33 protein-coding genes and 2 pseudogenes are annotated in these 25,202 nt (G+C 35.9%); 27 read left to right on the top strand and 8 right to left on the bottom strand.

Features of this window, described 5'->3' with window-relative positions; genetic code table 11:
- Positions 1 to 50: 50 nt before the first annotated feature.
- Both FAR12_RS12310 and FAR12_RS12305 read right to left on the bottom strand, forming a co-directional pair.
- A complete protein-coding gene (locus FAR12_RS12310; protein ID WP_041903726.1) occupies positions 51 to 398 on the bottom strand; it encodes a spore coat protein in 348 nt (115 codons plus the stop codon).
- A 13-nt stretch (positions 399 to 411) separates the two neighbouring features.
- A complete protein-coding gene (locus FAR12_RS12305; protein ID WP_041844980.1) occupies positions 412 to 693 on the bottom strand; it encodes a hypothetical protein in 282 nt (93 codons plus the stop codon).
- Positions 694 to 1,385: 692 nt separating this feature from the next.
- Between FAR12_RS12305 and FAR12_RS12300 the strand changes: the two genes are divergently transcribed.
- From FAR12_RS12300 to FAR12_RS12265, 8 genes are all read left to right on the top strand, one after another.
- Positions 1,386 to 1,592, top strand: a complete 207-nt coding sequence (locus FAR12_RS12300; protein WP_025910027.1) for a DUF1657 domain-containing protein — start codon at positions 1,386 to 1,388, stop codon at positions 1,590 to 1,592.
- A gap of 84 nt (positions 1,593 to 1,676) precedes the next feature.
- Complete coding sequence (locus FAR12_RS12295; RefSeq protein ID WP_126408965.1) at positions 1,677 to 2,150, top strand: YhcN/YlaJ family sporulation lipoprotein; 474 nt, start codon at positions 1,677 to 1,679, stop codon at positions 2,148 to 2,150.
- A gap of 21 nt (positions 2,151 to 2,171) precedes the next feature.
- Entirely contained in the window at positions 2,172 to 2,651 is a 480-nt protein-coding gene (gene spoVAC, locus FAR12_RS12290; RefSeq protein ID WP_126408964.1) for a stage V sporulation protein AC, read from the top strand.
- Positions 2,651 to 3,664 (top strand): stage V sporulation protein AD, encoded by a 1,014-nt coding sequence (gene spoVAD, locus FAR12_RS12285; protein WP_126408963.1) that lies wholly within the window; start codon positions 2,651 to 2,653, stop codon positions 3,662 to 3,664. The genes spoVAC and spoVAD overlap by 1 nt, the downstream gene beginning before the upstream one ends.
- Position 3,665: 1 nt before the next feature.
- The gene (gene spoVAE / locus FAR12_RS12280) at positions 3,666 to 4,016 is read left to right on the top strand and encodes a stage V sporulation protein AE (protein WP_126408962.1); all 351 of its coding nucleotides are present in this window, start codon (positions 3,666 to 3,668) and stop codon (positions 4,014 to 4,016) included.
- 12 nt (positions 4,017 to 4,028) lie between these two features.
- The gene (locus FAR12_RS12275; RefSeq protein ID WP_126408961.1) at positions 4,029 to 4,235 is read left to right on the top strand and encodes a DUF1657 domain-containing protein; all 207 of its coding nucleotides are present in this window, start codon (positions 4,029 to 4,031) and stop codon (positions 4,233 to 4,235) included.
- A 14-nt stretch (positions 4,236 to 4,249) separates the two neighbouring features.
- Positions 4,250 to 5,110, top strand: coding sequence for a DUF421 domain-containing protein (locus FAR12_RS12270; RefSeq protein WP_126408960.1), 861 nt, complete (start codon positions 4,250 to 4,252; stop codon positions 5,108 to 5,110).
- A gap of 431 nt (positions 5,111 to 5,541) precedes the next feature.
- Entirely contained in the window at positions 5,542 to 6,126 is a 585-nt protein-coding gene (locus FAR12_RS12265; RefSeq protein WP_230131362.1) for a YitT family protein, read from the top strand.
- A 684-nt stretch (positions 6,127 to 6,810) separates the two neighbouring features.
- Here the strand turns inward: FAR12_RS12265 and FAR12_RS12260 are convergent.
- Entirely contained in the window at positions 6,811 to 7,176 is a 366-nt protein-coding gene (locus tag FAR12_RS12260; RefSeq protein ID WP_025910033.1) for a hypothetical protein, read from the bottom strand.
- 476 nt (positions 7,177 to 7,652) lie between these two features.
- Here FAR12_RS12260 and FAR12_RS12255 point away from each other — a divergent pair, with 476 nt between their 5' ends.
- Positions 7,653 to 8,096 (top strand): cell wall hydrolase, encoded by a 444-nt coding sequence (locus FAR12_RS12255; protein WP_126408959.1) that lies wholly within the window; start codon positions 7,653 to 7,655, stop codon positions 8,094 to 8,096.
- A gap of 253 nt (positions 8,097 to 8,349) precedes the next feature.
- Here FAR12_RS12255 and FAR12_RS12250 read toward each other — a convergent pair.
- Positions 8,350 to 9,587 (bottom strand): annotated as a pseudogene (locus FAR12_RS12250) (IS110 family RNA-guided transposase).
- Between the two features lie 645 nt (positions 9,588 to 10,232).
- On the opposite strand from FAR12_RS12250, the gene FAR12_RS12245 reads away from it, so the two are divergent.
- The 12 genes and pseudogenes from FAR12_RS12245 (at position 10,233) to FAR12_RS12195 (ending at position 17,883) form a co-directional block, all read left to right on the top strand.
- A complete protein-coding gene (locus FAR12_RS12245) occupies positions 10,233 to 10,952 on the top strand; it encodes a hypothetical protein (RefSeq protein WP_126408958.1) in 720 nt (239 codons plus the stop codon).
- Positions 10,953 to 11,074: 122 nt separating this feature from the next.
- Complete coding sequence (locus FAR12_RS12240; RefSeq protein WP_126408957.1) at positions 11,075 to 11,368, top strand: hypothetical protein; 294 nt, start codon at positions 11,075 to 11,077, stop codon at positions 11,366 to 11,368.
- Between the two features lie 21 nt (positions 11,369 to 11,389).
- The gene (locus FAR12_RS12235; protein ID WP_170972187.1) at positions 11,390 to 12,058 is read left to right on the top strand and encodes an acetolactate synthase large subunit family protein; all 669 of its coding nucleotides are present in this window, start codon (positions 11,390 to 11,392) and stop codon (positions 12,056 to 12,058) included.
- Positions 12,042 to 13,337, top strand: coding sequence for a replicative DNA helicase (locus FAR12_RS12230; RefSeq protein WP_170972186.1), 1,296 nt, complete (start codon positions 12,042 to 12,044; stop codon positions 13,335 to 13,337). Before FAR12_RS12235 ends, FAR12_RS12230 begins: the two co-directional genes overlap by 17 nt.
- Positions 13,338 to 13,393: 56 nt before the next feature.
- Positions 13,394 to 13,576 carry a hypothetical protein gene (locus FAR12_RS12225; protein WP_126408954.1) on the top strand — a complete coding sequence of 61 codons (183 nt, stop codon included), beginning with the start codon at positions 13,394 to 13,396 and terminating at the stop codon, positions 13,574 to 13,576.
- Between the two features lie 44 nt (positions 13,577 to 13,620).
- Positions 13,621 to 14,067 (top strand): COG3415 family protein, encoded by a 447-nt coding sequence (locus FAR12_RS12220; protein ID WP_126408953.1) that lies wholly within the window; start codon positions 13,621 to 13,623, stop codon positions 14,065 to 14,067.
- Positions 14,068 to 14,154: 87 nt separating this feature from the next.
- Complete coding sequence (locus FAR12_RS12215; protein WP_126408952.1) at positions 14,155 to 14,670, top strand: phage terminase small subunit-related protein; 516 nt, start codon at positions 14,155 to 14,157, stop codon at positions 14,668 to 14,670.
- Between the two features lie 427 nt (positions 14,671 to 15,097).
- Positions 15,098 to 15,238 (top strand): hypothetical protein, encoded by a 141-nt coding sequence (locus FAR12_RS23440; protein WP_156474937.1) that lies wholly within the window; start codon positions 15,098 to 15,100, stop codon positions 15,236 to 15,238.
- A 98-nt stretch (positions 15,239 to 15,336) separates the two neighbouring features.
- Positions 15,337 to 15,972 (top strand): annotated as a pseudogene (locus FAR12_RS12210) (hypothetical protein); the annotation flags it as partial.
- A 328-nt stretch (positions 15,973 to 16,300) separates the two neighbouring features.
- Positions 16,301 to 16,474 carry a YozD family protein gene (locus FAR12_RS12205; protein WP_126408951.1) on the top strand — a complete coding sequence of 58 codons (174 nt, stop codon included), beginning with the start codon at positions 16,301 to 16,303 and terminating at the stop codon, positions 16,472 to 16,474.
- 111 nt (positions 16,475 to 16,585) lie between these two features.
- Entirely contained in the window at positions 16,586 to 17,356 is a 771-nt protein-coding gene (locus tag FAR12_RS12200) for a sporulation protein (protein WP_126408950.1), read from the top strand.
- A 218-nt stretch (positions 17,357 to 17,574) separates the two neighbouring features.
- Positions 17,575 to 17,883, top strand: a complete 309-nt coding sequence (locus tag FAR12_RS12195; RefSeq protein WP_126408949.1) for a YodL domain-containing protein — start codon at positions 17,575 to 17,577, stop codon at positions 17,881 to 17,883.
- Positions 17,884 to 17,919: 36 nt separating this feature from the next.
- Here the strand turns inward: FAR12_RS12195 and FAR12_RS23980 are convergent, their stop codons facing one another.
- A complete protein-coding gene (locus FAR12_RS23980; RefSeq protein WP_281275666.1) occupies positions 17,920 to 18,048 on the bottom strand; it encodes a hypothetical protein in 129 nt (42 codons plus the stop codon).
- Positions 18,049 to 18,063: 15 nt separating this feature from the next.
- A complete protein-coding gene (locus FAR12_RS23975) occupies positions 18,064 to 18,192 on the bottom strand; it encodes a hypothetical protein (protein ID WP_281275665.1) in 129 nt (42 codons plus the stop codon).
- 140 nt (positions 18,193 to 18,332) lie between these two features.
- On the opposite strand from FAR12_RS23975, the gene deoD reads away from it, so the two are divergent.
- From deoD to FAR12_RS12170, 5 genes are all read left to right on the top strand, one after another.
- Entirely contained in the window at positions 18,333 to 19,034 is a 702-nt protein-coding gene (gene deoD / locus FAR12_RS12190) for a purine-nucleoside phosphorylase (protein WP_126408948.1), read from the top strand.
- Between the two features lie 172 nt (positions 19,035 to 19,206).
- A complete protein-coding gene (locus FAR12_RS12185) occupies positions 19,207 to 20,049 on the top strand; it encodes a M15 family metallopeptidase (RefSeq protein WP_425456173.1) in 843 nt (280 codons plus the stop codon).
- Between the two features lie 124 nt (positions 20,050 to 20,173).
- Positions 20,174 to 21,661, top strand: coding sequence for a lmo1851 family serine protease (locus tag FAR12_RS12180; protein WP_126408946.1), 1,488 nt, complete (start codon positions 20,174 to 20,176; stop codon positions 21,659 to 21,661).
- 119 nt (positions 21,662 to 21,780) lie between these two features.
- A complete protein-coding gene (locus FAR12_RS12175) occupies positions 21,781 to 22,176 on the top strand; it encodes a hypothetical protein (protein ID WP_126408945.1) in 396 nt (131 codons plus the stop codon).
- A 681-nt stretch (positions 22,177 to 22,857) separates the two neighbouring features.
- Entirely contained in the window at positions 22,858 to 23,685 is an 828-nt protein-coding gene (locus FAR12_RS12170) for a hypothetical protein (RefSeq protein ID WP_126408944.1), read from the top strand.
- A 19-nt stretch (positions 23,686 to 23,704) separates the two neighbouring features.
- On the opposite strand, the gene FAR12_RS12165 is transcribed toward FAR12_RS12170, so the two are convergent.
- Positions 23,705 to 23,953, bottom strand: a complete 249-nt coding sequence (locus FAR12_RS12165; RefSeq protein ID WP_126408943.1) for a DNA alkylation repair protein — start codon at positions 23,951 to 23,953, stop codon at positions 23,705 to 23,707.
- 181 nt (positions 23,954 to 24,134) lie between these two features.
- Here FAR12_RS12165 and FAR12_RS12160 point away from each other — a divergent pair, with 181 nt between their 5' ends.
- On the top strand, positions 24,135 to 24,593 hold the full coding sequence (locus FAR12_RS12160; protein ID WP_126408942.1) for a FixH family protein: 459 nt from the start codon (positions 24,135 to 24,137) through the stop codon (positions 24,591 to 24,593).
- A 48-nt stretch (positions 24,594 to 24,641) separates the two neighbouring features.
- Here the strand turns inward: FAR12_RS12160 and FAR12_RS12155 are convergent, their stop codons facing one another.
- On the bottom strand, positions 24,642 to 25,163 hold the full coding sequence (locus tag FAR12_RS12155; protein ID WP_342772319.1) for an Hsp20/alpha crystallin family protein: 522 nt from the start codon (positions 25,161 to 25,163) through the stop codon (positions 24,642 to 24,644).
- Positions 25,164 to 25,202 lie beyond the last annotated feature (39 nt).

Here is a 25,202-nt window from a genome sequence, read left to right as displayed (position 1 = left end):
ATAATTATTGTTGTTTTACCCTGAGTTTGCTTTCCTTTAACACGTGTTCTTTATTGTATTAAATTGCCTCTATAAGGATCTTGACTTTGCATGTAGTTAGAAAATTGTTGAACCGATTGTTGAATAGTTTGTGGAGTTTCTTTTTCCAAAGCATACCATCCGTTTTTAAACATTAAGTTATATAGATTGCGGTGACAGTCTTCTGTTTCTTGGGAAATAGACGCAATTGTACGATACAACGACCCATGGCTTGCTTCTTTTAATGCAGTCGAATATGAGGAAGATATATATTTTTCCGTAGTTAAGGCATCGTTTAGAAAATCTCTATCGTTCATTTGCGGCGTCTTGGGAACTGGTGTTTCAGGATTCTTAATTTTGTTTGGAGTATTATTTTCCACTATCGTATCCTCCTTATTGATTCATATTTTGTGAAGGTTGAGTTACATACTGTTGCATCTGTTGAAGCAGCTGTTGATAGTGTCGGTCGTGCATTTGTCCAGCTTGTTCAAGTGCTGCTCTTACTTCTGGATTTTGACATTGTTGAGCGAAAAAATGCATTTTCTTCATCGCAAGTAGATTCCAGCTTAACATATCGTTTAAATAGAGATGATCCTTTGTTGACATTATTTCAGGCGGCTGCGTCATGAAAGCTTGTGCTTGTTGATTAACCATACCCGTCTGCGGTTGTTGCATGATGTTTCCTCCTTGTTAACAATGTTGTAATCACTTGGGTAGATTGCCACATAGTGGTCAAAAATATGCAGGTATTTTAGACTAGTGTTAAAGAACCAGCCACCTTTGGACATATCATCCCTTTGGTTTCACTATAGGCATTAAATACTCCCCACCTATACGCAGGTGGGGAGTATTTGTCGCTTAACTAAATATTAATTGATCCTATTCCAGATTCTGTCTAGATCCAAGGCAACATATATTTTATCACCATTAATTTCCTTATGTATGATAGGATGGGAAAAATACTGATTTATATTTCTATTAAATTGCTTAGACCTTGCTCGTGGTTTTGGTCCTGAAATCGTTTCAAGATAGTCCTTATACATACTCCGTCTACCTCTTTTTTATTATTTAATGAAAAATACAAACTGCATCAATACTCATTTCTAAATAAAAAAGCATACCAGTCTTACTTCTCGAAAAGAAAATTCCCCTCGAATGGTAAAACAATTGTACTTTCATCAGCTTTTATAAAAGTTCAACTGTCCAATTTACCCTATTCTCCCTTCCTTAATTTTTTCCTGCCAAGAGTATTTTTTCCTAAAAGATAAGAAGTATAATTTAAATTTTAAAAACTTTGTATGAATAAACATTTCTATCTTGAAACATTCTAAGAAAGGTTTCAAAGAAAAATATAGGAGGTGAAAGTCATGACAGTTATTAATGACGTTAAGACAGCTCTAGCGGGATTGAAAAGTGCGCAGGCTAGCTTTGAAACTTTTGCTCTCAGTACAGAGAATCAACAAGCAAAGCAACTTTACCAAGATGCCGCTAACCAAACTCAATCCGTTGTAGACAGCATTGAGCCACGTGTTCAAGAAATTGAACAAGAAGAACCTCAATACAAACAACAATAATTAATAAGGCAAAAAAAGGTTGGTTAAGTTTTTACCAACCTTTTTTAGACCCTTCAATATTGGATAAAAAACAGAGGTGAATTCATGAAAGACAAAACAACAAAATTGAAAATTTTTCTTTTGATTTTTACAGTCATCCCCTTTGGATCAGGATGTAACAGTAACCAAAATCAATTAGGTCAGGATCATAATGATTTGAGTATTTCACAAGTACATACCAGCAAGCCAATCGACCAATCTGTTGCTAATCATACAAAAGAAAAGATTATCACGAAGGATGGAATTTCTGATGTAAAGGCAGTCAATACGGATAAAGATCTTTTAGTAGGGATAAAGGTTGACAATTTTGATCGTTTTCAATTAAAGAATATTAAAAAGAAAGTACAATCAGACATAGAAAAAATGTATCCGGATCATCAAGTTACCGTTTCGACTGATCAAAAAATGTATTGGGAACTTGACAAACTAGAACAAAGATTACAAAAAGATAGCACGAATATGAAAAACTTAAAAAAGGATATTAATAAAATCAAAAGTCTTATGAAGGAACAAACGTAAAGAGAAAGAGGGTGTGTACCGATGTCAAATAATCAAAAGAAACAGTTATCACCTGTTCAACAGGAATACCAAGATATTCAAAAACAACGAGAAATAAAAAGGCCAGTAGTTAAAAATTGCATCAAAGCATTTTTAATAGGGGGACTTATCTGTCTAATCGGTCAGGTTATTCAAAATTTTTATATATATTATTTTGATTTTACAGACCAAACGGCTGGAAATCCAACTGTGGGAACTTTAATTTTTATTGCTATGCTTCTTACAGGTTTCGGAGTTTATGATCGAATTGCACAATTTGGAGGAGCTGGAACAGCTGTGCCTGTTACAGGGTTCGGTAATGCCATTATATCAGCAGCCATTGAACATCGAACCGAAGGATATGTGTTAGGTGTTGGTGGCAATATGTTTAAATTAGCCGGTTCCGTGATTGTTTTCGGTGTATTTTCAGCATTTGTAATTGCTTTGATTAAAACGATTTTGATACAGTGGGGTGGTTTGTGATGCTAGCAGGTCATCGTACATGGGTCTTCGAACAAAAGCCTGTAATTATTTCTACTGGTACAGTTGGGGGACCATTTGAAGCAGATGGGGCGATTGCAGAAGATTTTGATCTTCTTCATGCCGATTTATGGCTAAAACAGGATTCCTATGAAAAGGCGCATAAAGTTCTTTTTGAAGAAGCCTGTCAAAAAGCCATGGAAAAAGGGGGAATCCAAAAGGAACAGGTTCAGTTCATCCTCGCAGGAGACCTAATCAACCAGATTACCCCGACTAGTTTCGCAAGCCGAACGATTGGAGCTCCTTATTTTGGTTTGTTTGGTGCTTGTTCTACCTCTATGGAAGGATTGGCTCTAGGCGCCTATATTATTAATACAAAAGGAGCTAAATATTTGTTAACAGGAGCTTCTAGTCATGATACTGCTGTTGAAAAACAATTTCGTTATCCAACTGAATATGGCGGGCAAAAGCCCCCTACTGCACAATGGACCGTTACAGGTGCTGGCGCAGCATTATTAAGTGACTCCGGAGAGGGGCCGCGTGTGACTTCTGCCACAATAGGACGCGTTATTGATATGGGACTGACCGATCCTTTTAATATGGGAGGAGCAATGGCACCGGCTGCGGTTGATACCATTGAAGCACACTTAACGGAACGAAACATTGATTCAACTTATTATGATTTAATCGTAACCGGAGACCTTGGTCAAATTGGACAAGAAGCGTCATTGGATTTATTTAAAAAGCATGGAACCCCTATTAGTAAAGAACAATACCAAGATTGCGGTCTCATGATCTATCGAGAGGGGCAACCAGTCCTCGCAGGAGGAAGTGGCGCGGGGTGTTCAGCAACAGTAGTGTATGGTCATTTATTAAATCGCATGAAAAAAGGTGAATTTAAAAGAATGTTAGTAGTGGCTACAGGCGCTTTATTATCACCCCTATCCTTCCAGCAAAACGAAACCATACCTTGTATCGCCCATGCGGTCTCGATTGAATACGGGGGTGGACAATAAAATGATTTATTTTTGGGCTTTTGTTGTTGGTGGTTTGATTTGTGTAATCGGGCAAATTATGTTTGACGTATTTAAACTGACACCGGGACATACCTTAAGTACCCTTGTAGTGGTCGGTGCCATTTTAGATGGGGTAGGTTTATATGAACCCTTAATTGATTTTGCTGGGGCTGGAGCTACAGTACCCATTACAAGCTTTGGGAATGCACTTGTACATGGTGCCATGCAAGAAGCTGAACAACACGGCTTAGTTGGCATTCTTACAGGGGTGTTCGAAGTAACAAGTGCCGGTATTTCAGCTGCCATTATATTCGGTATGTTAGGGTCGTTGATTTTTAAACCAAAAGGATAAGGAGAATACTGAATGACTATTGCATCAAATGTAAAGCAGTGTCTTGCCAGTCTTAAAGGCGTAGAAGCCGATTTATCTAGTTTAGCACTCCGCACCGAGGATACGGAATCGAAGCGTTCCCTACATGAAACGATGATGATTGTGCATGAAGTGGTGACGGATTTAAAAAAACGCGTTGGAGAAATCGAACGAGAGGAATTGCAGTATAAAGGATTTTAAGGGAGGGTCTACTAATGCCTCTTTGGCTAAATGTTGTTTCTCGAGTTATTTTGTTTATGATTGTTCTGTTTTTTATCACAAAATTTCTAGGCAAAAAGCAACTATCCCAACTTTCCTTCTTCGAATATGTAACAGGTATTACAATAGGAGGAATTGCAGCAATCGTTATCCTTGAAGTAAGACATAGTATTATTATAGGAGGATTAGCCATTCTAGTTATGGCAGCTATACCATATATAGTTGGTCTTATTGCTTTAAAAAGTAAAAAATTCCGTGATTTTATAGAAGGGAAACCAACTGTCTTTATTAAAGATGGAAAAATTATGGAAGATAACTTAAAAAAGGAAAGATACACAACAGATGAATTACTAGAATTACTCCGAAAAAAGGATGTTTACCAGGTTTCTGATGTAGAATTCGCGATATTAGAAGCAACTGGTGATTTATCTGTCATGTTGAAAAAAGAAAATCAACCTTTAACAGCAAAGGATGTAAACTTATCGGTTGCATCAATCAAGGAGCCTCAAACCGTCATTATGGATGGCAAAGTATTGGATGAACCACTTTCGACAATTGGACGAAGTCGAGCTTGGTTACATATCGAATTGGAAAAACTGGGGGTAACGATTGAAAATGTTTTTCTTGGACAGGTAAATTCTTATGGAGAGTTAACGGTTGATCTATTTGACGATAAATTACAAGTGGCATCTCCTCAAGAAAGACCTTTAATTCTTTCGACCCTGAAAAAATGTCAAGCGGATTTAGAGATGTTTGCCCTTGGAACAGAAGTAAAGGAAGCCAAGGAAATGTTTACTAAAAATAGTGAAAAATTACAAGAAGCCATTGATAAAGTATTTCCAATTTTAAAAGGATAATCGTTTTATTTCATTGTGATGTACCTTTTTCGATTTTGGTCGTAATAATAGATGGATGTTTGGAAATAGACGTAAAAATAGAGGCATGATGCTTACAATTTGCCTAATAAAAATTTTAGATCTTAAATTTTTGATTCATTGCATCTACATTTAAATGAGGATAAATAAAACCCTTAGTCCCAATTTTGGACTAAGGGAGAACTTTCTTTACGAGGTGTTCAAAGTGTTCTTTTTTTAGTTAAATCAATTTTTATATATATTTGTTTAATGGAGCCGTGAAAATTTTAGGGAAATCGGCAATTGCACAGCTTACCCCTGACGATTTTGGGGCCATTCTTCAAGAATTACAGAACAATCAACTCATTCCCAATCTTAGCCTACTTCTGAAATATAATGCTTGTACATATAATAAGGTAAACAAATGATAAAAGGTGATTTATATTTTTCAAAAAGTAGCAGCTATTCTTATAGGTAGTTTACTAATAAGCATTGGAATAAACGGTTTTTTAGTTCCCCATCATTTATTAGATGGAGGGGTTACAGGAATTGCACTTATACTACATTATTACTTTAGTTTTCCAACAGGTTTAGCAATGTTCCTTTTAAGCATTCCTCTAATTATATATGCATGGATCTATGAACGAACATTCTTTTATAATAGCTTTCTAGGTTTGATTGTTTCTTCTATACTCATTGATTGGTTAGCGCCTTTAAGAAATCAATTTTCGCTTCCTACTTTTACGAGTTCGTTATTAGGAGGAGTATTCATTGGTATAGGGGTGGGAATCATGCTTCGATATAAGGCAAGTACTGGAGGAACAGACCTGTTAGCTCAATTTATTTCAGAATCTTTTTCTGTAAATATAGGGATTTTTATTTTGATGATTGATGGCCTTATCGTAATAGCAGCGTTTAATACGTTAGGACTAAAAGTATTTCTTTTTTCTTGCTTAACTATATGTATCGTAGGAATAATTACTTCATTGATCGCTAGACCATCGAAGATAACTATTTGAAATAACTGTAGCTTTAAGCGAAAAAAAGGTGTTTGGATGGAGGCTCTTTCACCCCTCTAAGAAACCAATCCATAGAATAACACACTTTAAATCTACATTTGAGACAAATGCCTAGTTCTTGGGGCATAAGCGGAACATCGAAGAACATAATAGAGGGCTTTTTTTGAAAGTGATATCCATATCATAAAAGTATATAATCCCTGGCCAAATCGCATGGTGTTACGCTGGAAAACAATGTAAGTTTTGCTTTAAAAAGTGTTCTTTCAAATTGAAATACAAACCGTTTCGCCCCTGACACAAAGCAACTGGAGCGTTTACAAGCCTGTATTAGTAGATGAAAATGATACTTTTATTAGCTCTTAGTTTTATGATTAATTGATGACTAAAAAACCTGAAAATCAAATAGATCTTCAGGTTTTTTTGTTATTCTTTTTTTTCATCTTCAATAACTTTAAAAGCTTTGTCATCTTTTTCTCTTCGCTATCTAATCCAATGCTCTTATAGTACTACAGAACATTTAACGTTGATTCTTATAACATGTGTTAGGTAACGGTGGAGATATGGGGGTGCTCATATTCTACTTCGATTTCCTTCCTGGTCCGAATATCTGTTCTTGGTAGTGCTACGAAATTTTTGTAAAATTCCTGTTTGGGTATTTCTAAATTAAAAGCCATTTGGATAAGTTCAATTATCAAGTTCTTCTACTGTGTCATTTTCCTGACCTAGTATTTCTATTCCCCTATCAAAGTTAGAGGACAACTCACCTATCTTCCTCACATCAGATTCAACTTCTTCTTTACAAGGTTGTGATTCTCTATATAACAGTTTATACTGATCATACAGATTTTGAGCTTTCTGATAGTGATCAAAGTCTTCTTTTAAATCTGCCTGTAATTTTCCTTTTAATTCGTTGTATGATTCTTCCCATTCCTCCAAACTTTTTAGATCAAATTGTTTTGAAAACCTCGGTTTCATTCTTTCCCAATCGGAATAAGTATCATTGCACCAATCTAATAACTTTTCAAGATATTGTTTTTGTTCTTTTTCCATTCATATCCCTCACTTAGTTAAATTTATTTTTAATATTCTTTCAAAACATTAATAAAGCATTTTGGGCAGTATCTCCGATAAGACGAAACCAATCGTTTGGTACCACAAAAGTTGACTTTTCCAGGAATAATATTCAAAACAAATGCACATCTCTATGTTTTCCTTCAAATAAACAACTCCCCATGATAATTTCATCTTCGTGAAGACCTTTAGCCTATATTACGTACGACTTTTGTCCTAGGTGTAGGCGTTTTCGTTATAATTTCTTTATTTGGGCTAAATTACCAAAAGTAACATTTGCTTGGAGACAACATACATTTAGGTAGATGCCACTCTTTTTATAACAAACAGGCAAGATATTAATTCTGATAATAAAAAAGAAACCCTTGAATCAAACAAGGGTTTCTCGTGATTTATTATATAAACAATAACATGAATGTAGGCTTTTTTTCATATTATATTTTTGGGGTGATAAAATGCCAAGAGTAAATTATCGAAGTCATGAAGTAGACGAAATGGCAAGGATGATGAGAGCAGAGGCCGAAGGTGAAGGAAAACAAGGTATGTTATATGTTGGAAATGTAATAGTGAATCGTGCAGTAGCAACCTGTTTAGACTTCAAAGATGTAAGATCGATTCATGATGTAATATTTCAAATTCAAGGAGGAAATTATTCTTTTGAAGCAGTTCAAAAAGGAAATGTTTTTTATCAAAGAGCAAGAACATCTGAAAGAAGATTAGCAACCAAAAATTTGAATTATTGGAGAGATCACCCAGCGAAATATGCACTATGGTATTTTAATCCAACGGCGCCTGGGTGTCCTCCTACATGGTACGATCAACCTTTTTCTGGTCAATTTAAAGAACATTGTTTTTATGAACCAAAACCTGGAACATGTGATAGTGTTTATAGAGGTTAAGCTTACTCTTTGAGTAAGCTTTTTTACATAATTAGAATATTTACACAAAATAGAATAATACTTTTAGTAATAGTTTTTATCCAAGAAAGCAAGATTGTGAAATATTGTACTTAAGCTAAACCAGCTAATAGTTTGTCAACATTTTTCAATAAAAAGGTTAATAGACTCATGATATACTAAAAAGGGCCATGCCAAATAACCTTCCGATTTACTCTAATTGGAAGGTTTTGTTGTATTTAGTTAGATTTAGGTCCTAAGCTATATCTTGGAAAGTTGTTCTGCTTTTTAGTAAGGCGTAAATCCAATGTAAGAGTTTGTTTACACATGCAATAATCGCTACTCTAAAGGGTTTTCCTTCTTCTCGTTTCTTATCGTAAAACTCTCGTAGTCTTCTATTGCGTGGAATGATCTCAACAGTCGTTTTCTTTTTACGGGAATCCCGAATACCACTTTGAACAGCCATATACAAGGCGTGGCGAAGCCTACACGAGCCACGTTTGGTTATACGGTTTACCGATGCAGTAAATTTTCCTGAAGCGTACACACTAGGATCTATTCCAGCGAATGCAACTAACTTCTTGGCATTATTAAAGCGATCTATCTCTCCGATTTCAGAAATAATCGTTGCCGCGATTTTTTCTCCGACTCCAGGGATAGATTGAAGAATCTCATATTCTTCAATTTCACTAGCGAGGGCATTTATTTCATCCGCAATATTGGATAGATGCTCTTGGTATTGAAGAACAATCTTAACCAAGATTTCAAGGTTAAAAATATGACTTTCGTAGAGATTGTTTTGAAAAGGATTACGAAGGGCTGCTTCTATTAACTTCTGTGCCTTTTCCTTTGCCCAAGATTCTGAACGACTCATACATAATGAAGCTATTTTATCCGTTACTCTTTTTCACTCACACTTAATACAGCCTCAGAAGTAGGGAATGCTAGTAAAGTAAGCAAAGATACCTTTGAATAGAGGCTCCCAAACACCCCTCGATACTCAGGAAAAACCTGATCGATTAAAGAATGTACCTGTAACTTTGTTTTGGCTGATATTTCTGCAATACTCTCTTGTTGCCTTGTTAGATTACGAAGGTTTAAGAGTTGAATTCCACGCTTCTTGTAAGGCTCTAGCTCCTCTTTATAAAACAGTTCACAAAGGTGATAAGCATCAATTGCATCAGTTTTTACCTTTCTTAGGCTTGAGCTCTTGGCTCTATGAGAGATAAGAGGATTGACAATAATATAAACATATTTTTGTTCCTCTAAAAACTGAATAACGGGAGTATGATAATGACCAGTTGATTCTAAAACAACCGAAGGTTGATAGCCGCCAGCTGCTTTTTCTACTTCTTGAAGGAACTCCAATAAATTTCCCAAACCTTCAAGATTATGTTCAATACTAAAGCTCTTACGATATGGTTTACCTTTATCTAAAAACGCTTGAACCTGGCTTTTCCCTTTTGATACATCCAGACCAATTACTGGATTCATTTTAATTTCTCCTCCTCCTAGAAATACATATTAGTCGGTAACCCCTAACGCTCCTTGTAATGTCATAGGTTCGCTTGTTAAACGGGATCATGGTCCCAACCAGCCTGAAACATGTTTATACAAGCAGGGGGTGAACAGTTTAGCTGACGGAATCGAGTTCCACGGGTGCGACGTTCTACCCCGACTACCGTAATGATAAGACCATAAACAAAAAGGTCAACCAGAAAAATCTGGCTAACCTTATATTACGAACGTGGTGCGTTAGTTGAAGAAGGATTGTCTACTAAAAGAGGAAAAAGCCCCACTCAATTGAGAAGGGCTTTATACTTTATTACATCTAAATTGTCCTCTTTTGTCCTCCAATGTTTTATATCGCATTTAAAACATTTAAGTTAAACTATTTAAAAACGTTGATTTTAAGCCTTTTCTTATACACCGTTTCATTCTGTTTTATATGAAAATGAATGGGCGGCGTGATGTAATTAGGGCTTTAAAACCCTGTTATATGAACGTTTAAAATGATATTATAAAGTGGCTTTAAGAAATTTAATTTAATAAATTTCAGGAAAAACGTCTAGTAAAGTGAAATTAAGCACCTATATATAATGAGTTATTTACTCATAATATAAGGAGGTTTTATTTTTTATGGGGATAATGGGAAAAATTAATAACTTTTTTGTTGGAATTGGAGCAGTTGCTGAAACAATTATTGATGGGACAAAAAACATCGAAAAAAAGCTATCTAATGCTCTAAATATTGTTCAAGAGTGTGTTGGTACATTCGATGTATATAATGTTTTGGATTCGTTGGCAAATCACCCATGGATTAATGACCACGAGAACATACTGGCTGTAAAGTTAGTTAAAGCATCTTTTAAGGAAGGCGATCTAGAAATAATCGATTGGTATTTAGGCGACCTAGGTTTAAAACCAAGCCATTATAGCAGACAAGCATTGTGGTTTAATATTGAACACTGGGACGCATGGGAAAATAAAGAACCCGATGAAATTAATAAGTACCTCCGTGTTGCTGTTTATAAAGAAGCGGAAAGAATAAAATGGGATGGAGTAAAAAGAGATAAATTAGAGAAGAAATATAAGGTGGTTTATGGGGATGTGCTGTTCAATTTTCTTGAGAATAATAGGTTTAAAAACCCGGAGGTTGCTATTTTACAAGAGGAAGAAAGGCAAATACGAGAGAAAGATAAGAAAATCAGGCTCAAACTTATTATAGATTTACGGGAAAGTGGTTCTCCCCGCGAAAAAGAAATTATTGATTTACTCCTAGCCGGCTATACCCCTGCAGAGTGTTTGAAGGCACTGGGAGAGAAATGGTCACTTTATCAATCGATACAAAGAAATTAAAAACAAAATTAAGAAAATTTCATAAAAAACGTCTAGTAATCTGATTTTTAACACCTATATATATTGAGAAGAAACCGTTCATTGTGAGCGGTTTTTTTATTTTTAGTAAAGAGGTGATAAAAGTGGCATTGATTGAAGCGGTTTTAACTTATTACCCTAAAGGGATTGGTGATCAATCTGGTCAAGTGATTATTGGACGAACAGAAAATACTTATATTTTGCGGTTGTTACGGGATCACATAGTATCTGAAGCAATGGAAGAAGTAAATATGTGGGAATCAATTGATCCTGGCATAGCTGCGGTGTGTCAAGCAGACGTTCAAAAATTAATTAATATCTTTTCCTTCCTTATTCCAGAGGAAGAATTAAAACCAGACCTAAAGAGCATAAAGGGTGGCTATAAAGATGAAGGGTAGGTGCTGATAATTGGAAAACTTTTGGTAGAGGAACCTCCTTTAATTGTTTTACCTACATTAGCAAAAAGTATTGGTCTTAATGAGGCTATATTCTTGCAACAGATCCATTATTGGTTACAAAGAAGTAATCACGTTATTAGCGGAAGAAAATGGATTTACAACAGCTATCCAGATTGGGAAAAGCAATTTCCATTTTGGTCCAAGCGTACATTGATTCGAATTATAAAGTCATTAGACGATCAGGGGTTAATTACTATCGGCCAATATAACAAATATAAAGTTGATAAAACCAATTGGTACACGATTAATTATGAAAAGGTGTATTCCATAGTGACAACTTGTCACCATGGTAGTGACAATCTGTCAGTAGCAATACCAGAGACTACTACACATAAAAAGAAATATGCAAGTAGTGTTAACCTTTTTATAACAGAGTATGAAGAGCTAATAGAAAAGTATGGCCCCGAAAAGACCAACGAAATGATCGAACTTCTAAATAATTATAAAGAAGCTCACGGGAAAAAGTACAAATCTGATTATCACGCCATCCTTCAATGGGTTGTACAGGAAGTGACAGGCAACAAAAAGAGGCTTGTAAGGCACGAAAAAGAAATAGATTTCCGGCAACGGGAAATAGCCTTAAATCGATGGATAGAAGAAGGGAATGATCCAAATGATTTTACCTACTAGCCAAACATACTCGCTCGAAGCAGAGACGTCGGTACTTGGAGCGGTTTTATACGATCCGGATATAATCGACGGAGTTGTCCCTAAATTGGAAGAACGGGATTTCTATAATGCTGCACACCGTCATATATGGAATGGGATTTTGAATCTTTATAGAAAAAATAAACCTATTGATGTAGTGACAGTTTCTGAACAGCTAAATCAAAAAGGGATATTACAGGATGTAGGAGGTGTTACCTATCTTACACAATTAGCTGGCTCAGTACCCACTACAGCGAATAGCATCTATTATTGTGATTTGGTAAAATCCAAAGCCTTGCGTAGGCGAGGCATTGAAGCAGCAGAAAAAATAAGATATTTATCGGAGGAACGGGAATTTGAAGATGATGAGACATTTTTGACAGAAATAGAAAATCAGGCTTTAAAAATTAGACCCAAAGTTTCTGGTAACATAAAGCAATTAAGTGAAAGCCGCTATGATTACCTGGAATATTTACTTGAAAAGGATGATTTCATCTATACCGGGTTTAAAGGGTTTGACAAATGGATGGGAGGAATAGGTCGTGGATGGCTTTATATTCTTGCTGCAAGACCAAGTGTTGGTAAAACTGCAAAAGCAATACAAATGGGTTTAGGTATTGCTAAACAAGGTATAGGAAATGTTCTCTTTTTTTCTCAGGAAATGACACGAAATCAATTGTTTAATAGAATGATATCTTCATTAACCTTAATCCCTGCCAACAAGATAAGACGTAAGGAATTATCGGTAGAAGAACTTGGGGAAGTTGAGGACGCATTCAAAAAATTAGAAAAACTCCCTTTATTTATAGAAGACGCAAGTAATATCAGCATCCATGAGGTGCGTGCCAAAGCTAATCAGATAAGAAGGCAATATGGAGATATATCAGCAATCATTGTTGATTACTTAACAATAATGAATATCCCACAATCACCTGGACAAACCCGTTCTCATGCTGTTGGTGAAGTGACACGGACAGCAAAGAAAATTGCTATTGAATTAAACGTACCTTTTATTATGTTAGCACAGCTGAGTAGAGAAGGTGCCAAATCCTTGGAGCCAAGGCTAGACCATCTACGGGATTCGGGAGAAATAGAACAGGATGCTGATGTAGTGGAGTTATTGTGGCATGACCCTAATGATTATCATCGAGAAGGAAAAGTTATCCAAAGCATAATTGCCAAAGGTAGGGATGTTGGTATTAATAAATTTCGGTATTTATTTAAAGGCTGGTGCCAGAAGTTTGAAGAACTGGAAGGATAAGTTCGGAAATAATTGGGGGCAGATTCCAAAAATTTATATAAAACGGTGGTGGAAATATGAATCAGTATCGATTGTATGAATGGCTTAAAAATGAATATATCCAACATGGAGCCATTTATGATATGCAGCATGTAAAGGACAAATATAAGAATTTGGGATTAAGTGATAAAGAAATTATCGATGGTTATGTTGATTTTTATTATTTTGCTTTATCCAATTTGCGAAGTATTTATAGGTAGTGCAATGACATGGCAATCATTCAATCTATTTGGAGTCATACAAAATGAAGGAGAGAAAAACGATGATAAAAGTAGCGAAAATAGACCAAAAAGAGCAGTTCATCGAGTTACGAGCAAAGGGTGTTTCCTATGATGAAATATCAAAGGGTATCGGGGTTAGCAAGCCCACATTGATTAAATGGGGCAGGGATTTGCAGCTGGAAATCAGCAATCGTTATGCGTTGGAATTGGAGCTGCTTCAAGAAAAGTATTATGTTTCAAAGAAAAAGAGAATTGAGTTATTTGGGGAGCAGTTAGTCCGTTTAATAGAAGAATTGGCAAATCGGGATTTATCCGAAATTCCAACAGAAAAACTCTATGATATGACCATGAAAACCGCTGCTAGTTTAAAACAAGAAGAAACCCAAATCACTTTAAAAGAAGTGGGCAGCATGGAAGATACATTGGATGATTTGTTGAACAAGTCTGCTTATATCGAGTGGAAACCATAACATTAATGGGTAATTGTTCACGATCGTAGCGAGCTACTTTACTAAAAGTTAACCGCCAGTTAACCGAAAAGGAGGGTTTCATCCATTATGAAGCCTCTATATGAGCGACAGGAAGGCGAAAGTAAACAAGTCTTTGAGGGCTTTACTATTTATAGAAATTTAGGGCTTACAAGAAAGCTTAAGGATGTTGGGAAAAAACTAGGTAAAAATCACTCTTTGATTAAACGCTGGTCATCTCAACATAACTGGGTGGAACGTGCTGAGGCATTTGATGAAGAGATGGACAAGCGGGCTATTTTGGAGAATGCTCAACTGCGAAAACAGATGATTAAAGAGCATGCCGAAGTTTCCAGAAAGTTGCTTCTTAAGGTAAAAGCCGCAGTAGAACACATTAGGCCTGAAACATTATCACCTTATGAAATTGCAAAACTACTGGAAATTGCAGTGAAGGTTGAGCGGTTGAGTCGTGGCCAAAGTACCGATATATCTGAAATCAGCCATAGTGGGGAAATCACCGACAAGGTTGATGAACAGGATATTTTCAAGCGGGTTGACCAATATGCGGAACTCTACAAACAGATTGCAGATCAAGGAACAGCCTAAAAAACAAGTGTACTCGAAGTGTACCAAACGAGAGGGTGAAGGGGCTATATCAATGCATATTATGAAGTTGGAGAAATGCACAGTTATTCTTACATCAGAGGAAATTAGCAACTTCTACAAAAGGATATTGATATCTTTAAAACGGCTTTAAAACGAGGGAAGTATTTTTATAGAAATCGAGTGCAGCAAGAACGTGAAGCGACCAAATTTCAGAGGGAACAGATGGTGAACCCGAAACTTTAGAGGATTCCTGGGAATTAATGGAAGGAATTTGAATGATCAATTTAGAATGAACTTCTCCAAGATGTTGTTATGTTCCGACTGGATCCATTGGGAGGAGAAATAATAAGTGATTAAACATCAAAAAAAAATACGTTGTCAACAAGACAAAACCCTCTCGCATATTTTATAACGAGGTGATTTCATCGTGAAAGTAAAATATGGTGAAAGAGGAACTTTTGATCCGGTGAAAGCAGCCAAGGGACTAATTGAATTGTATAATAAAATTAACAATCCAAATGTTCAAGATAAACAAGCAAAAGATAAAGCAAAAGATAAAACAAATTAAACCCGTGTGCCACTTAGGTATACGGGTTTAATTTTTTATTTAAAAGAAGAAGATAACCCTTATTAGTAAAGGTTGAATCATCGAATAAAAATAGGAATTTAACAGATGTTAAATGGCTAGATGGGATGCATGTGTATGGGGTTAATGGCAGTGAAGGTTTATTCATGGAATCAAGTCTCCAGGATATTAATGAGTACGAAGGAAGTATCACGGAAAAAGAGCAGATTGATATCGAATATCGTTACTTTATTGGAGACCTTGTTCAGGTAAGAGGCTATGGTGCCGATTTATTTAAAATTGTTGGCTTTCGAACCGAAATATGGAGATATAAAGAGGATGCATGGGAAGATGTAATTTACGAGCTTGCAAGAGTGAAAGATGGAGAGTGGCTAGAAGCTGGCGATGAAGAGCTAACACTTGTAGCTGATGCTGATAGTGCCGATACGTTTATCCAAAAGCTAGGACTCTTGTATTTGGCTAATAAAAAACAAAATCCGGTTGAAGTCCATGAACCGATGTTAGCCCATCGGAAAGCAGAAAAACAAATTTTAGATGAGAAAAAAGAATTAAGACAGACAATCGATGCGCTACTTGATATATATAATGATTATTCCGTGTTATATAACCTTTTTCAAGATGAAGAATATAAGCATATTATGAGAGTTGTTGTAAGGAAGCTTCAACTCCTAGTTAGCAATAATCGCTCTCACAATCAGAGAAAAAGCAACATATAGATTAATAAAGGAATACCTAGTATCAAAACCCCTTTAAATAAAAGTGAGGTTATTTTTTCAAAAAATGCTATCGTGCGACTTTCCTCAAGCTGTAGATCCTCTCTTATTGTTTCGAATGTCTTTGAAATGGTTATCATTTATGTATCCTCCTATTTATCATATATTTTTACGCTAGGGGCAAATGTTGTTTTAATCTCTGTGTTTTACTTACTAACCATTTCTATGCTTGTCCATCACTTAAATATGACTAAAAGGAAACATAAAATTTGTCTGTAGAAGAATGAAAAGAGGTTCGCCATCATACATTCTGTACAAAGGGGGCGATGCTGTGAGAGAAATTGAAGTATTTATTGATACGGATGAAATTGCAGATTTTTTCTTCCAGGAATTATTACGAAGAGGATACGCACCTTCTGATGGTGAAGTAGAGGAGCTCGCAGACATTACTTTTGAATATTTATTAGCAAAATGCATTATTGATGAAGAAATGGAAGATAGATAAAAAAATGTTCGCCATCAGGCGAGCATTTTTCACGTTTAATGAAACTATTTTTTTGGGCATTCGTATACTTAGCATAGAAAAATAAAATTTGGTCTTTGGGGAGGAAATGGGATGTCGTTTTTTAATAAAGTATTTGCGAGTGTAGGAATTGGAGCAGCAAAAGTAGATACAAAGCTTGAAAGAGAAACCGTTACACCAGGTGAAGAAATTAGAGGTGTAGTTGAGATTCAAGGTGGAAATATTGAGCAAACGATTGATTCAATCTATTTGACCATTCACACAACCTACATAAAGGAACGTGATGATAAGAAATTTACAGATGTAGGTCAGGTTGATAAGTTCAAATTAACAGAACCGTTTACTATACAAGCGAATGAGCGAAAGGAAATTCCTATTGCGTTTCGAATTCCAAGTGACACACCATTAACGATTGGTAGAACAAAGGTATGGGTGGCAACCGGATTAGATATTAAAAATGCTGTGGATCCAACTGATAAAGATTTTATAAAAGTTGTTCCCAATCGTTTAATGGAAGCTGTGTTAAACGGAGTGAGTGATTTAGGATTCCGTTTACGTGAAGCGGATTGTGAAGAGGCACCTTATCGCCTCCGCCGACGTCTACCTTTTGTGCAAGAATTCGAATTCGTACCAGTATCTGGTCCATATCGTGGTCGTCTTGATGAACTGGAGCTTGTCTTTTTCCCTACTTCAAGTGATGACATGGAAATCATGTTACAGGTAGATAGAAGAGCAAGAGGCTTAGCTAGCCTGTTTGCTGAAGCATTAGAAATGGATGAAACAAACGTACGTTTACGCGTTTCTTCATCTGATATTCCGACTATTAAACAAAAGATTCAAAGTGTCATTAATCAATATTCGTAAGTAATAGCCTTGCACGTTAAGCAGTTGCTTGGTGCGGAAATCACCCTTATAAAGATAATCTGTAACGATGAAGCCAAAATAACGAGGCTTCATCGTTTTTTGATCAGAAAAAGTGCCAAAAACAACACTTCGACAATAATAGTGAAGTTTTGATGAAGGAATCGACAACAGCAATCTTTAATGTAATAAAGCAAGAAACTTTTAGGAGGGTGAGGTAAATGATTTATGAGTTATCTCGAGTAAAGAAGAAAACCTACGATGTTACCATTTTTCAAACTCCTGAATTTAGACAAACAAAAGGATATAAAAAGGTTTATAGAATCGAAATTGAAGGAAATACTCATGATGAATGCTTAGAGAATGTCTTCCGTCAATTCAATATTACTGATTGTATTCCAGCAGACTATGAAGGAAGATTTATTTGTACTGGGGATATCGTCTTTATTGATGAAGGGAGACTAGGACAAACCTATTACAAACTGGTCCCTGGAGGTTGGACACCCATAAATCGAATTCATATCCGTTAAGATTAAGAAAAACCGGGATATTTCCCCGGCTTTTCTTTACGTGCTTTTTCGATCGCGTGATGTATTTTCTTTTGCATGAGCTTCATGCTCAGCAACGATTGCTTCTGGTGGAATATGATTATTTTTCTTTGGTTGATTAATTCGACTTCGATGTTTTTTTCCCATGGTACCCTCCAGTGTTTATTGTTTATGCTGCCTTCTTACAGTTAAAGATGTGTGTGGCTCAGTATTTCTCCTTGAAGAAGGATTTGTTTCATTTGCATGTCGAACAGCTTGCTTAAGCTTTTTGCTCATGTTTTCCTTTGGCATTCTTGTTCCTCCTTTAAAAGACTAATGATATTTTTCCCGGATGAAATAAAAAAATCCCTCATGAAAATCCTTGACTCTACAGACAATATATATCAAGGTATAATAGAACATAGTTTCAAATCTTAAGGAGGAAATACATAATGAGTATACATATCGGTGCAAAGGAAAATGAAATCGCAGAAACGGTATTGCTTCCAGGTGATCCGTTGCGCGCAAAATATATTGCGGAAACTTTTTTAGAAAATGTAGCTTGCTATAACGAAGTACGTAATATGTTTGGGTATACTGGTACATATAAAGGACAAAGAATTTCAGTTCAAGGAACTGGAATGGGAGTACCTTCTATCTCTATTTATGTAAACGAACTCATGCAGAGTTATAATGTTCAAAACTTGATTCGTGTTGGGACATGCGGTGCCATTCAAAAGGATGTAAAAGTTCGTGATGTGATATTGGCAATGACTGCTTCAACTGATTCTCAAATGAACCGTTTAACTTTTAATGGCATTGATTATGCACCAACAGCGAATTTTGATCTATTGAAAAGAGCCTATGATGTTGGTCAGGAAAAAGGGCTTAATCTAAAAGTAGGAAACGTGTTTACAGCAGATATGTTCTATAATGACAATGCAGAACACGAAAAATGGGCACAATACCAAATCCTTGCGATTGAAATGGAAACAGCTGCTCTTTATACACTAGCGGCTAAGTTTGGACGCAATGCTCTATCTGTATTAACAGTAAGTGATCATTTAATCACTGGGGAAGAAACAACAGCAGAAGAAAGACAAACAACTTTTAATGAAATGATTGAAGTTTCACTAGAAGCAGCAATTAAATAAGGACAAAAGCTTCACTACTTATAGTGGAGCTTTTTTATCATTTCAGGAAACAGGCCCATCCTACCAATTAATTTCCCTGTTATTATAGAAAAAGATATTGTAGAATAAGTTAGTAATTCTTTATTGGAATTTAACTGTTAATATATATGCTACTAATTCTTAGAAAAATTTGGTGGGAAAAATGAAAAAAACAATTGTACTAATTAGCGGAATAAGTTTAACACTCTTTTTAGGTGGATGCAGCGAGTTCGATGGAATTGTCAGCAAGATTCCATTTGTCAACCAAAATGACAATCAAGCGGCACCAAAGGATATAGAACCTACAGAAGAAGAGCAAAAGCCAACAGAAGAAACACAGGAATCACCGGAACCAAAGCTTGAATCCCAGTTCTTTAATGAAATTGAAGAAGTTGATGGGAAAAGTATTATCCAAAATCCTTTAAATATTTTATCCCTTGTAAATAAGCAATTTGCATTACCGGATTATTATGCGCCGGAGGACCTTGTGCGTCCAAATGTTGCTTTTTCTTTTGGTAATTTGGATATTGAAAAAAGCTACATGCGAAAGGAAGCAGCAAAGCACTTAGAAATTATGCTGGATGCTGCTAAAAAAGAAAATATAGAGATCTTTGCTGTATCAGGCTATCGTTCTTACGAAAGACAAAAGAGTGTCTTTGATGCAAAAGTAAGTGAAGCGGGAGTAGTGGCAGCATCAGAAGTCGTTGCTGTACCTGGATATAGTGAACATCAGACTGGTTTGGCGATGGACGTATCAAGCCGAAGTGTTAACTTAGAATTAATCGAAGAGTTTGGGGAAACGGTCGAAGGAAAATGGTTAGCAAAAAATGCTCATAAATTTGGATTTATTGTCAGGTATCCTCTAGGCAAAGAAGATATCACAGGTTATCAGTATGAGCCATGGCATTTTCGCTATGTAGGTGTGCAAGCTGCCACCGTTATTTTTGAAAAAGACATAACACTTGAAGAATATTTCGATATCGTGGAAAAAATATAAGTCTCTTCATACTTTGTTAATATTTTGTTAATGGAATGTACATTTTTCTTTGTTAATTTATTAGTTAAAATGTTATTCTAATTAATAAAGGATTTTTCTGAAATCAACAACAAAGTTTTTCTCTATGGAAATGAAAGTGGTGACAGGATTGGAAAATGAAGAATTAAATAAGGAGCCTAATGAAAAACAATCTGGTTCCATTCAAATGAAAAAATTTCACTTCATTATGCTATTGTTTTTCGTTGTGTTTCTTTCTGCAGGTATCACAACATTTGCATTAGCATTCGGTGATGAAAAGGCAGTTCCTGTGATCAGTGAAAGAAAAGAATTTGACAAGCTCTATACTGCTTTTGATACGATAACAAAAGGCTATTACAAAGAAGTAGATGAAAATAAGCTTGTTAATGGAGCAATAAATGGAATGATTGAATCGCTCGATGATCCTTATTCTGATTATATGAATGAGGATGAAGCGGCTAGTTTCCATCAAAGCATCTCTTCTTCCTTTGAAGGGATTGGAGCAGAAATCCAAGAAAGAGATGGCTTTATTGTTATTGTTTCTCCTCTAAAAGGATCACCTGCAGAAAAAGCAGGCATTAAGCCGGAGGATAAAGTTTTAACAGTTGATGGAAAAAGTATTCAAGGAATGAGTTCAACAGAAGCTGTTATGTTAATCAGAGGAGAAAAAGGTACAAAGGTTGAGCTTGAAATTGAACGACCTGGTGTCGAGTCACCTCTTAAAATTACAGTTGTTCGTGATACTATTCCACTAGAAACGGTGTACGGGGAAATGATTGATGAAGGGATTGCTAAGGTCCAAATCACTTCATTCTCAGAAAACACTTCGAAAGAGTTAATTGATAAACTTAATGAGCTACAAAATCAAGGAATGAAGGGTCTTGTTCTTGATTTAAGACAAAATCCAGGTGGATTATTGGATCAGGCAATTAATATTTCTAGCCTTTTCGTACCTGAAGGGGACATCCTTTTCCAAATCGAAGATCGAGATGGAAATGTAGAGGAAATGAAGTCCAATAATAAAGATAATCCTAACCTTCCTTTAGTTGTTGTCATTGACAAAGGAAGTGCGAGTGCTTCAGAAATACTTGCTGCTGCAGTAAGCGAATCTGCCGATGTACCTTTAGTCGGTGAAAAGTCTTTTGGTAAAGGGACAGTTCAAAGAGCTCAGGATTTTGAAGATGGCTCTAATATCAAGTTTACAACTGAAAAATGGCTGACTCCGAATGGGAACTGGATTCATGAAAAAGGAATTACGCCAAATTATGAGGTTGCACTTCCGGACTATTCAACGTTAACACTTGTTAATCCAGAAGAGGAGTTTAAGCTTTCAAGCTCGTCAGCTCAGGTAAAATCGGCTCAAGGAATGCTAAAAGCTTTAGGCTATGACCCTGGTAGAGAAGATGGCTTCTTTGATGAAAAAACTGAACAGGCATTAATCAGTTTTCAAAAAGCAGAAAAGCTTGAAGCGACTGGAATTCTTAAAGGTGAAACGACGTTAAAGTTAATGGAAAAGCTAAGAGAGCTAATTAATAATAATGACACACAAATCCAAAAGGCTGTAGAAGTATTAAAAGAAAAACTTAAATCTTAATCTTTAACCCTCCTTGCTGGAGGGTTTTTTACTTTTTATTTGTAAGAAAATTGGAATTGAGCTAAAATGACTCCTTAGAGATAGTTTAGTTTCAATGAGGCAGTACACGAGGTGATAAATTGTTACAGGTGATTGATTTTAATAATCAGGTCAAAAATCAAATTTTGACTTTAGAGAATAAATGTAGCGACATGTGCAAACGAATGGAAGAAAAACATCGGGATGAATTCCAAAAATTAGATGCACATTTAACGATTGAATGCTTAAGAACTTTAAAAGGAAAAATCGTAGATCAAACGAGTATGTTTGAGCCTTGTTATGAATCCTTTATCGAAATTGGAATAGAAAAAGATGAAGAATCCTATCCAAATGCGTATATTCCAATTTGGCGCTGTAAAAGTGAATTATTTCATAAGGTAGGCTATATGACTAAGTACAGTTTCTTAGAAATTGAAAAGAAAGTTGACTATATGATACAGGAAATGCTTCAAGAAAGGCTAGAAGAAATCGATTAGTAGGGGTAAAATCAGGCAATCATCGAAAAGATGATTACCTACAGTCTTTTTCTTTTAAAATAGCCCTCTAAATGTTGATTTTTTGTTCATCTATCATATGGTTGAAAGCCTCTATTTAGGGATTGGTCGTTTACGTATCTATCCTACTGTTTTGTTTAAGATGATCTTCATATAGTACAATGTCATATTTAGGAAGCTTACTTAGAAGAGTAGAACATCTACGGCACAACGGTGATATCAAATAAATATAGGTGAAAAGAAGAAGAGAATAGATAGTGTCGTTGCAGGTGATGTTTACATTTGTTTCCATATATTTAAAGAAAATAACAACTTGGAATTGGCGAACTGCTTAAGTGACAGCCAAACAAGTTGATTGGAGCGGAGGGTGCTTGACTCCTGGGGGATTAGCAGGACAGGTGAGATCCCGCAGGAGCGTCAGCGACGAGGAAGCTCACCGCCTGCCCCCCGGAAAGCAAGTGCCTGGAGCGGAAATCAACATATTATAACCGCAACACTATCAAAAAAATGACAAACATCATCGAGAGGGAATTCGCCTGATGCCTATTGCCCTATTTTAATAGCGCATTCATCACCAACTAGGAATTTAGTTGTATGTTCTCTTAATTGTAGGGGAAACTTTTTATATGTAAATTTCGAAAAGTATGGAAGTGTACTCGGGATATGAGAATTGTTATATGGTTCCTTTGTTCTTTTTTACTGATAGGGACTCCGTTCAATGTATCGGCTGCTAAAAAGAATAATGACATAATAAAAACAGAGATGCTTGAATGGGAAGAAGTGAACCTTCTCCTGCCAAAGTATTCAAAGTTTACGGTTAAAGATGTCATAACGGGCAAGGAATTTCGTGTCCAAAGAAGAGCAGGCAGTAGGCATGCTGATGTTCAACCCCTTACCAATGAGGATACCGCTACAATGAAGGGAATCTATAATGGAACATGGAGCTGGAAGCGAAGGGCGATTATCGTTCTACATGAGGATAAAAAAATTGCTGCTTCCATGCATGGTATGCCTCATGGTGCTGGTGCGTTGAAAAATAACTTTCCAGGTCACTTTTGTATTCATTTTTATGGTAGTACAACCCATCGGCGAAATTTTATGGACTTGTCGCATAAGCTTATGATACTAAAAGCGGCGGGAAAATTAGAAGACCATTTGCAAAAGGCCAATCCGTATGAATTGATAAGTGCTTTAATTGCTGGCATCAAAGAAGACGATGAAACTATTATTGATCAGGTTGAACTCCAAGATTTAAAATGGGCAAAAATTCTCAAACAAGTGGATAATGTTGCGATTACAAGTATGCCTCAATTGCCTGATGAGGACTTAACGGGAAAATTAACGCTAGCAGTTCCGATTGAAGTGGATTGGCAAATGCAAGGCGGGAGATGGAAAAAATATCGAGGAGAAATCCAATTAGTGAGATATACTCTTTTTGATAGTTGGAAAATAGATGTAGACAAATTTCGAAAAGAGAACTTTAGTGAGTAATGCTTGAGAGGATTTCCTCTCAAGCATTACTCTTTTCTCCAAATTTTATAAATGTCCGTTCATCTTCAATTAATCCACAAACAGCACATTGGACACGTATCTCCGGTCCGTTATAGGCCAAATGAAAAGGACTTAGTTGCTCATTAGTATATTCCTCCATAACTTCTCCCGTTTGAGGGTTCATTTTTACTGAATGTGGTTCCTGATTAATCACATTAAAGCGGGTTCGGTTCGTTTTGCAATTCGGGCAACAATAAGGGGTACTCATTTTCATTCTCCTTTCAAATACACTTTCTCAAGTTATTTTTTGCATATTCCGTTATAAATATGTAATGTGAAAAAAGTGAGGATTTTGTGACCATTTCGTTAAATCATTGGACCTATCTATCAACTATTTGGAAATCTATGATAAGATTGCTTTGGATCGATAGTCAAAGGAGAATAACATAATGAAAAAACTTTTATCTATTCTATTAATAACTTTAGTGGGTATCGTTTTCATCACTGGTTGCGCACAAAAAGATGAAAAGTCAGAAGAACCTCTTTTTACGGAAGTGGAGCTTTCAGTGAATCCTGAAAATGGAGAGGTAAATGAACCTGTAATCATTGAAGCAAAAGTGACCTATGGGGAAGAAGAAGTAACCGATGCAGACGAGGTATTATTTGAAATATGGCGTTCTCATGATGAAGAACACGAAAAAATGGAAATCAAACATGCTGAAAATGGCATTTATCGTTTAGAAAAAAGCTTTGAGCAAGAAGGAACCTATTATGTCATTTCACATGTAACAGCTAGAGAAATGCACAATATGCCTAAGACCGAGTTTGTGATTGGTGAAGCAAGTGAACCGGAGGAAGACTCTTCATCTCAAATGAACATGGAAGAGCATGAAGAAGGGGAGCATTAATTAAATGCTTGAATAAAATGAGCATCCGGATGAATTCGGATGCTCATTTTAATATTTCTCAGTAATATCAATTTCAGAGTATTGCATATCGATATTTTTCGGTATTTTAATTTCGAGAGTTCCATCCTTATAGGTGGCTCTCGATCCTTTTTTCCGAACAATAGCAGGAAGGGTAATGGTTTGTTTATCCTCAGGCTCAGGTATATGCTCAATAATCAACTGATTAGATGTATAATACAACTTCATTTTTTGTAGCCAATCTTCGTTGTTTATCGGTATCATCACATATACATAGTCTAGAGATTCAAACACAGATACTGAAAGTGACGGAGATGATTCCTCTGTTGAAGAATTAAAACCCTTTGTAAAATTCATCCCTTGCATCTCGGGTGGGAACATTTTCCCCATTACTTCGCTTACATAGTTTTCGACTTCTTCAGGTCGCATCCGTTTAAGCTTCTGCATTGTCTCTTTATTAAATGGCGAGAAATTCCATGGGAACATAATGTTCATCCTTTCAAGCATTGCGATAAGGATATACGCATGATAAAAATGGATAGTAAAATTCATTGATATTCTATGCAAATAAAGGATGAATGGTTATTTGTT

Origin of the sequence: Bacillus yapensis, assembly GCF_005280205.1 — a bacterium.
GTDB classification, from domain to species: Bacteria; Bacillota; Bacilli; order Bacillales; family Cytobacillaceae; genus Robertmurraya; species Robertmurraya yapensis.
This window is presented reverse-complemented; position numbering and strand designations above follow the sequence as displayed.

Bases quoted from the DNA above. Each gene is read 5' to 3' on its own strand.
- FAR12_RS12305 (WP_041844980.1), bottom strand. From the start codon at position 693: ATGCAACAACCGCAGACGGGTATGGTTAATCAACAAGCACAAGCTTTC.
- FAR12_RS12300 (WP_025910027.1), top strand. From the start codon at position 1,386: ATGACAGTTATTAATGACGTTAAGACAGCTCTAGCGGGATTGAAAAGT.
- FAR12_RS12295 (WP_126408965.1), top strand. From the start codon at position 1,677: ATGAAAGACAAAACAACAAAATTGAAAATTTTTCTTTTGATTTTTACA.
- spoVAC (WP_126408964.1), top strand. From the start codon at position 2,172: ATGTCAAATAATCAAAAGAAACAGTTATCACCTGTTCAACAGGAATAC.
- spoVAD (WP_126408963.1), top strand. From the start codon at position 2,651: ATGCTAGCAGGTCATCGTACATGGGTCTTCGAACAAAAGCCTGTAATT.
- spoVAE (WP_126408962.1), top strand. From the start codon at position 3,666: ATGATTTATTTTTGGGCTTTTGTTGTTGGTGGTTTGATTTGTGTAATC.
- FAR12_RS12275 (WP_126408961.1), top strand. From the start codon at position 4,029: ATGACTATTGCATCAAATGTAAAGCAGTGTCTTGCCAGTCTTAAAGGC.
- FAR12_RS12270 (WP_126408960.1), top strand. From the start codon at position 4,250: ATGCCTCTTTGGCTAAATGTTGTTTCTCGAGTTATTTTGTTTATGATT.
- FAR12_RS12260 (WP_025910033.1), bottom strand. From the start codon at position 7,176: ATGGAAAAAGAACAAAAACAATATCTTGAAAAGTTATTAGATTGGTGC.
- FAR12_RS12255 (WP_126408959.1), top strand. From the start codon at position 7,653: ATGCCAAGAGTAAATTATCGAAGTCATGAAGTAGACGAAATGGCAAGG.
- FAR12_RS12245 (WP_126408958.1), top strand. From the start codon at position 10,233: ATGGGGATAATGGGAAAAATTAATAACTTTTTTGTTGGAATTGGAGCA.
- FAR12_RS12230 (WP_170972186.1), top strand. From the start codon at position 12,042: ATGATTTTACCTACTAGCCAAACATACTCGCTCGAAGCAGAGACGTCG.
- FAR12_RS12225 (WP_126408954.1), top strand. From the start codon at position 13,394: ATGAATCAGTATCGATTGTATGAATGGCTTAAAAATGAATATATCCAA.
- FAR12_RS12220 (WP_126408953.1), top strand. From the start codon at position 13,621: ATGAAGGAGAGAAAAACGATGATAAAAGTAGCGAAAATAGACCAAAAA.
- FAR12_RS12215 (WP_126408952.1), top strand. From the start codon at position 14,155: ATGAAGCCTCTATATGAGCGACAGGAAGGCGAAAGTAAACAAGTCTTT.
- FAR12_RS12200 (WP_126408950.1), top strand. From the start codon at position 16,586: ATGTCGTTTTTTAATAAAGTATTTGCGAGTGTAGGAATTGGAGCAGCA.
- FAR12_RS12195 (WP_126408949.1), top strand. From the start codon at position 17,575: ATGATTTATGAGTTATCTCGAGTAAAGAAGAAAACCTACGATGTTACC.
- FAR12_RS23980 (WP_281275666.1), bottom strand. From the start codon at position 18,048: ATGGGAAAAAAACATCGAAGTCGAATTAATCAACCAAAGAAAAATAAT.
- FAR12_RS23975 (WP_281275665.1), bottom strand. From the start codon at position 18,192: ATGCCAAAGGAAAACATGAGCAAAAAGCTTAAGCAAGCTGTTCGACAT.
- deoD (WP_126408948.1), top strand. From the start codon at position 18,333: ATGAGTATACATATCGGTGCAAAGGAAAATGAAATCGCAGAAACGGTA.
- FAR12_RS12180 (WP_126408946.1), top strand. From the start codon at position 20,174: ATGGAAATGAAAGTGGTGACAGGATTGGAAAATGAAGAATTAAATAAG.
- FAR12_RS12170 (WP_126408944.1), top strand. From the start codon at position 22,858: ATGAGAATTGTTATATGGTTCCTTTGTTCTTTTTTACTGATAGGGACT.
- FAR12_RS12165 (WP_126408943.1), bottom strand. From the start codon at position 23,953: ATGAGTACCCCTTATTGTTGCCCGAATTGCAAAACGAACCGAACCCGC.
- FAR12_RS12160 (WP_126408942.1), top strand. From the start codon at position 24,135: ATGAAAAAACTTTTATCTATTCTATTAATAACTTTAGTGGGTATCGTT.
- FAR12_RS12155 (WP_342772319.1), bottom strand. From the start codon at position 25,163: ATGAATTTTACTATCCATTTTTATCATGCGTATATCCTTATCGCAATG.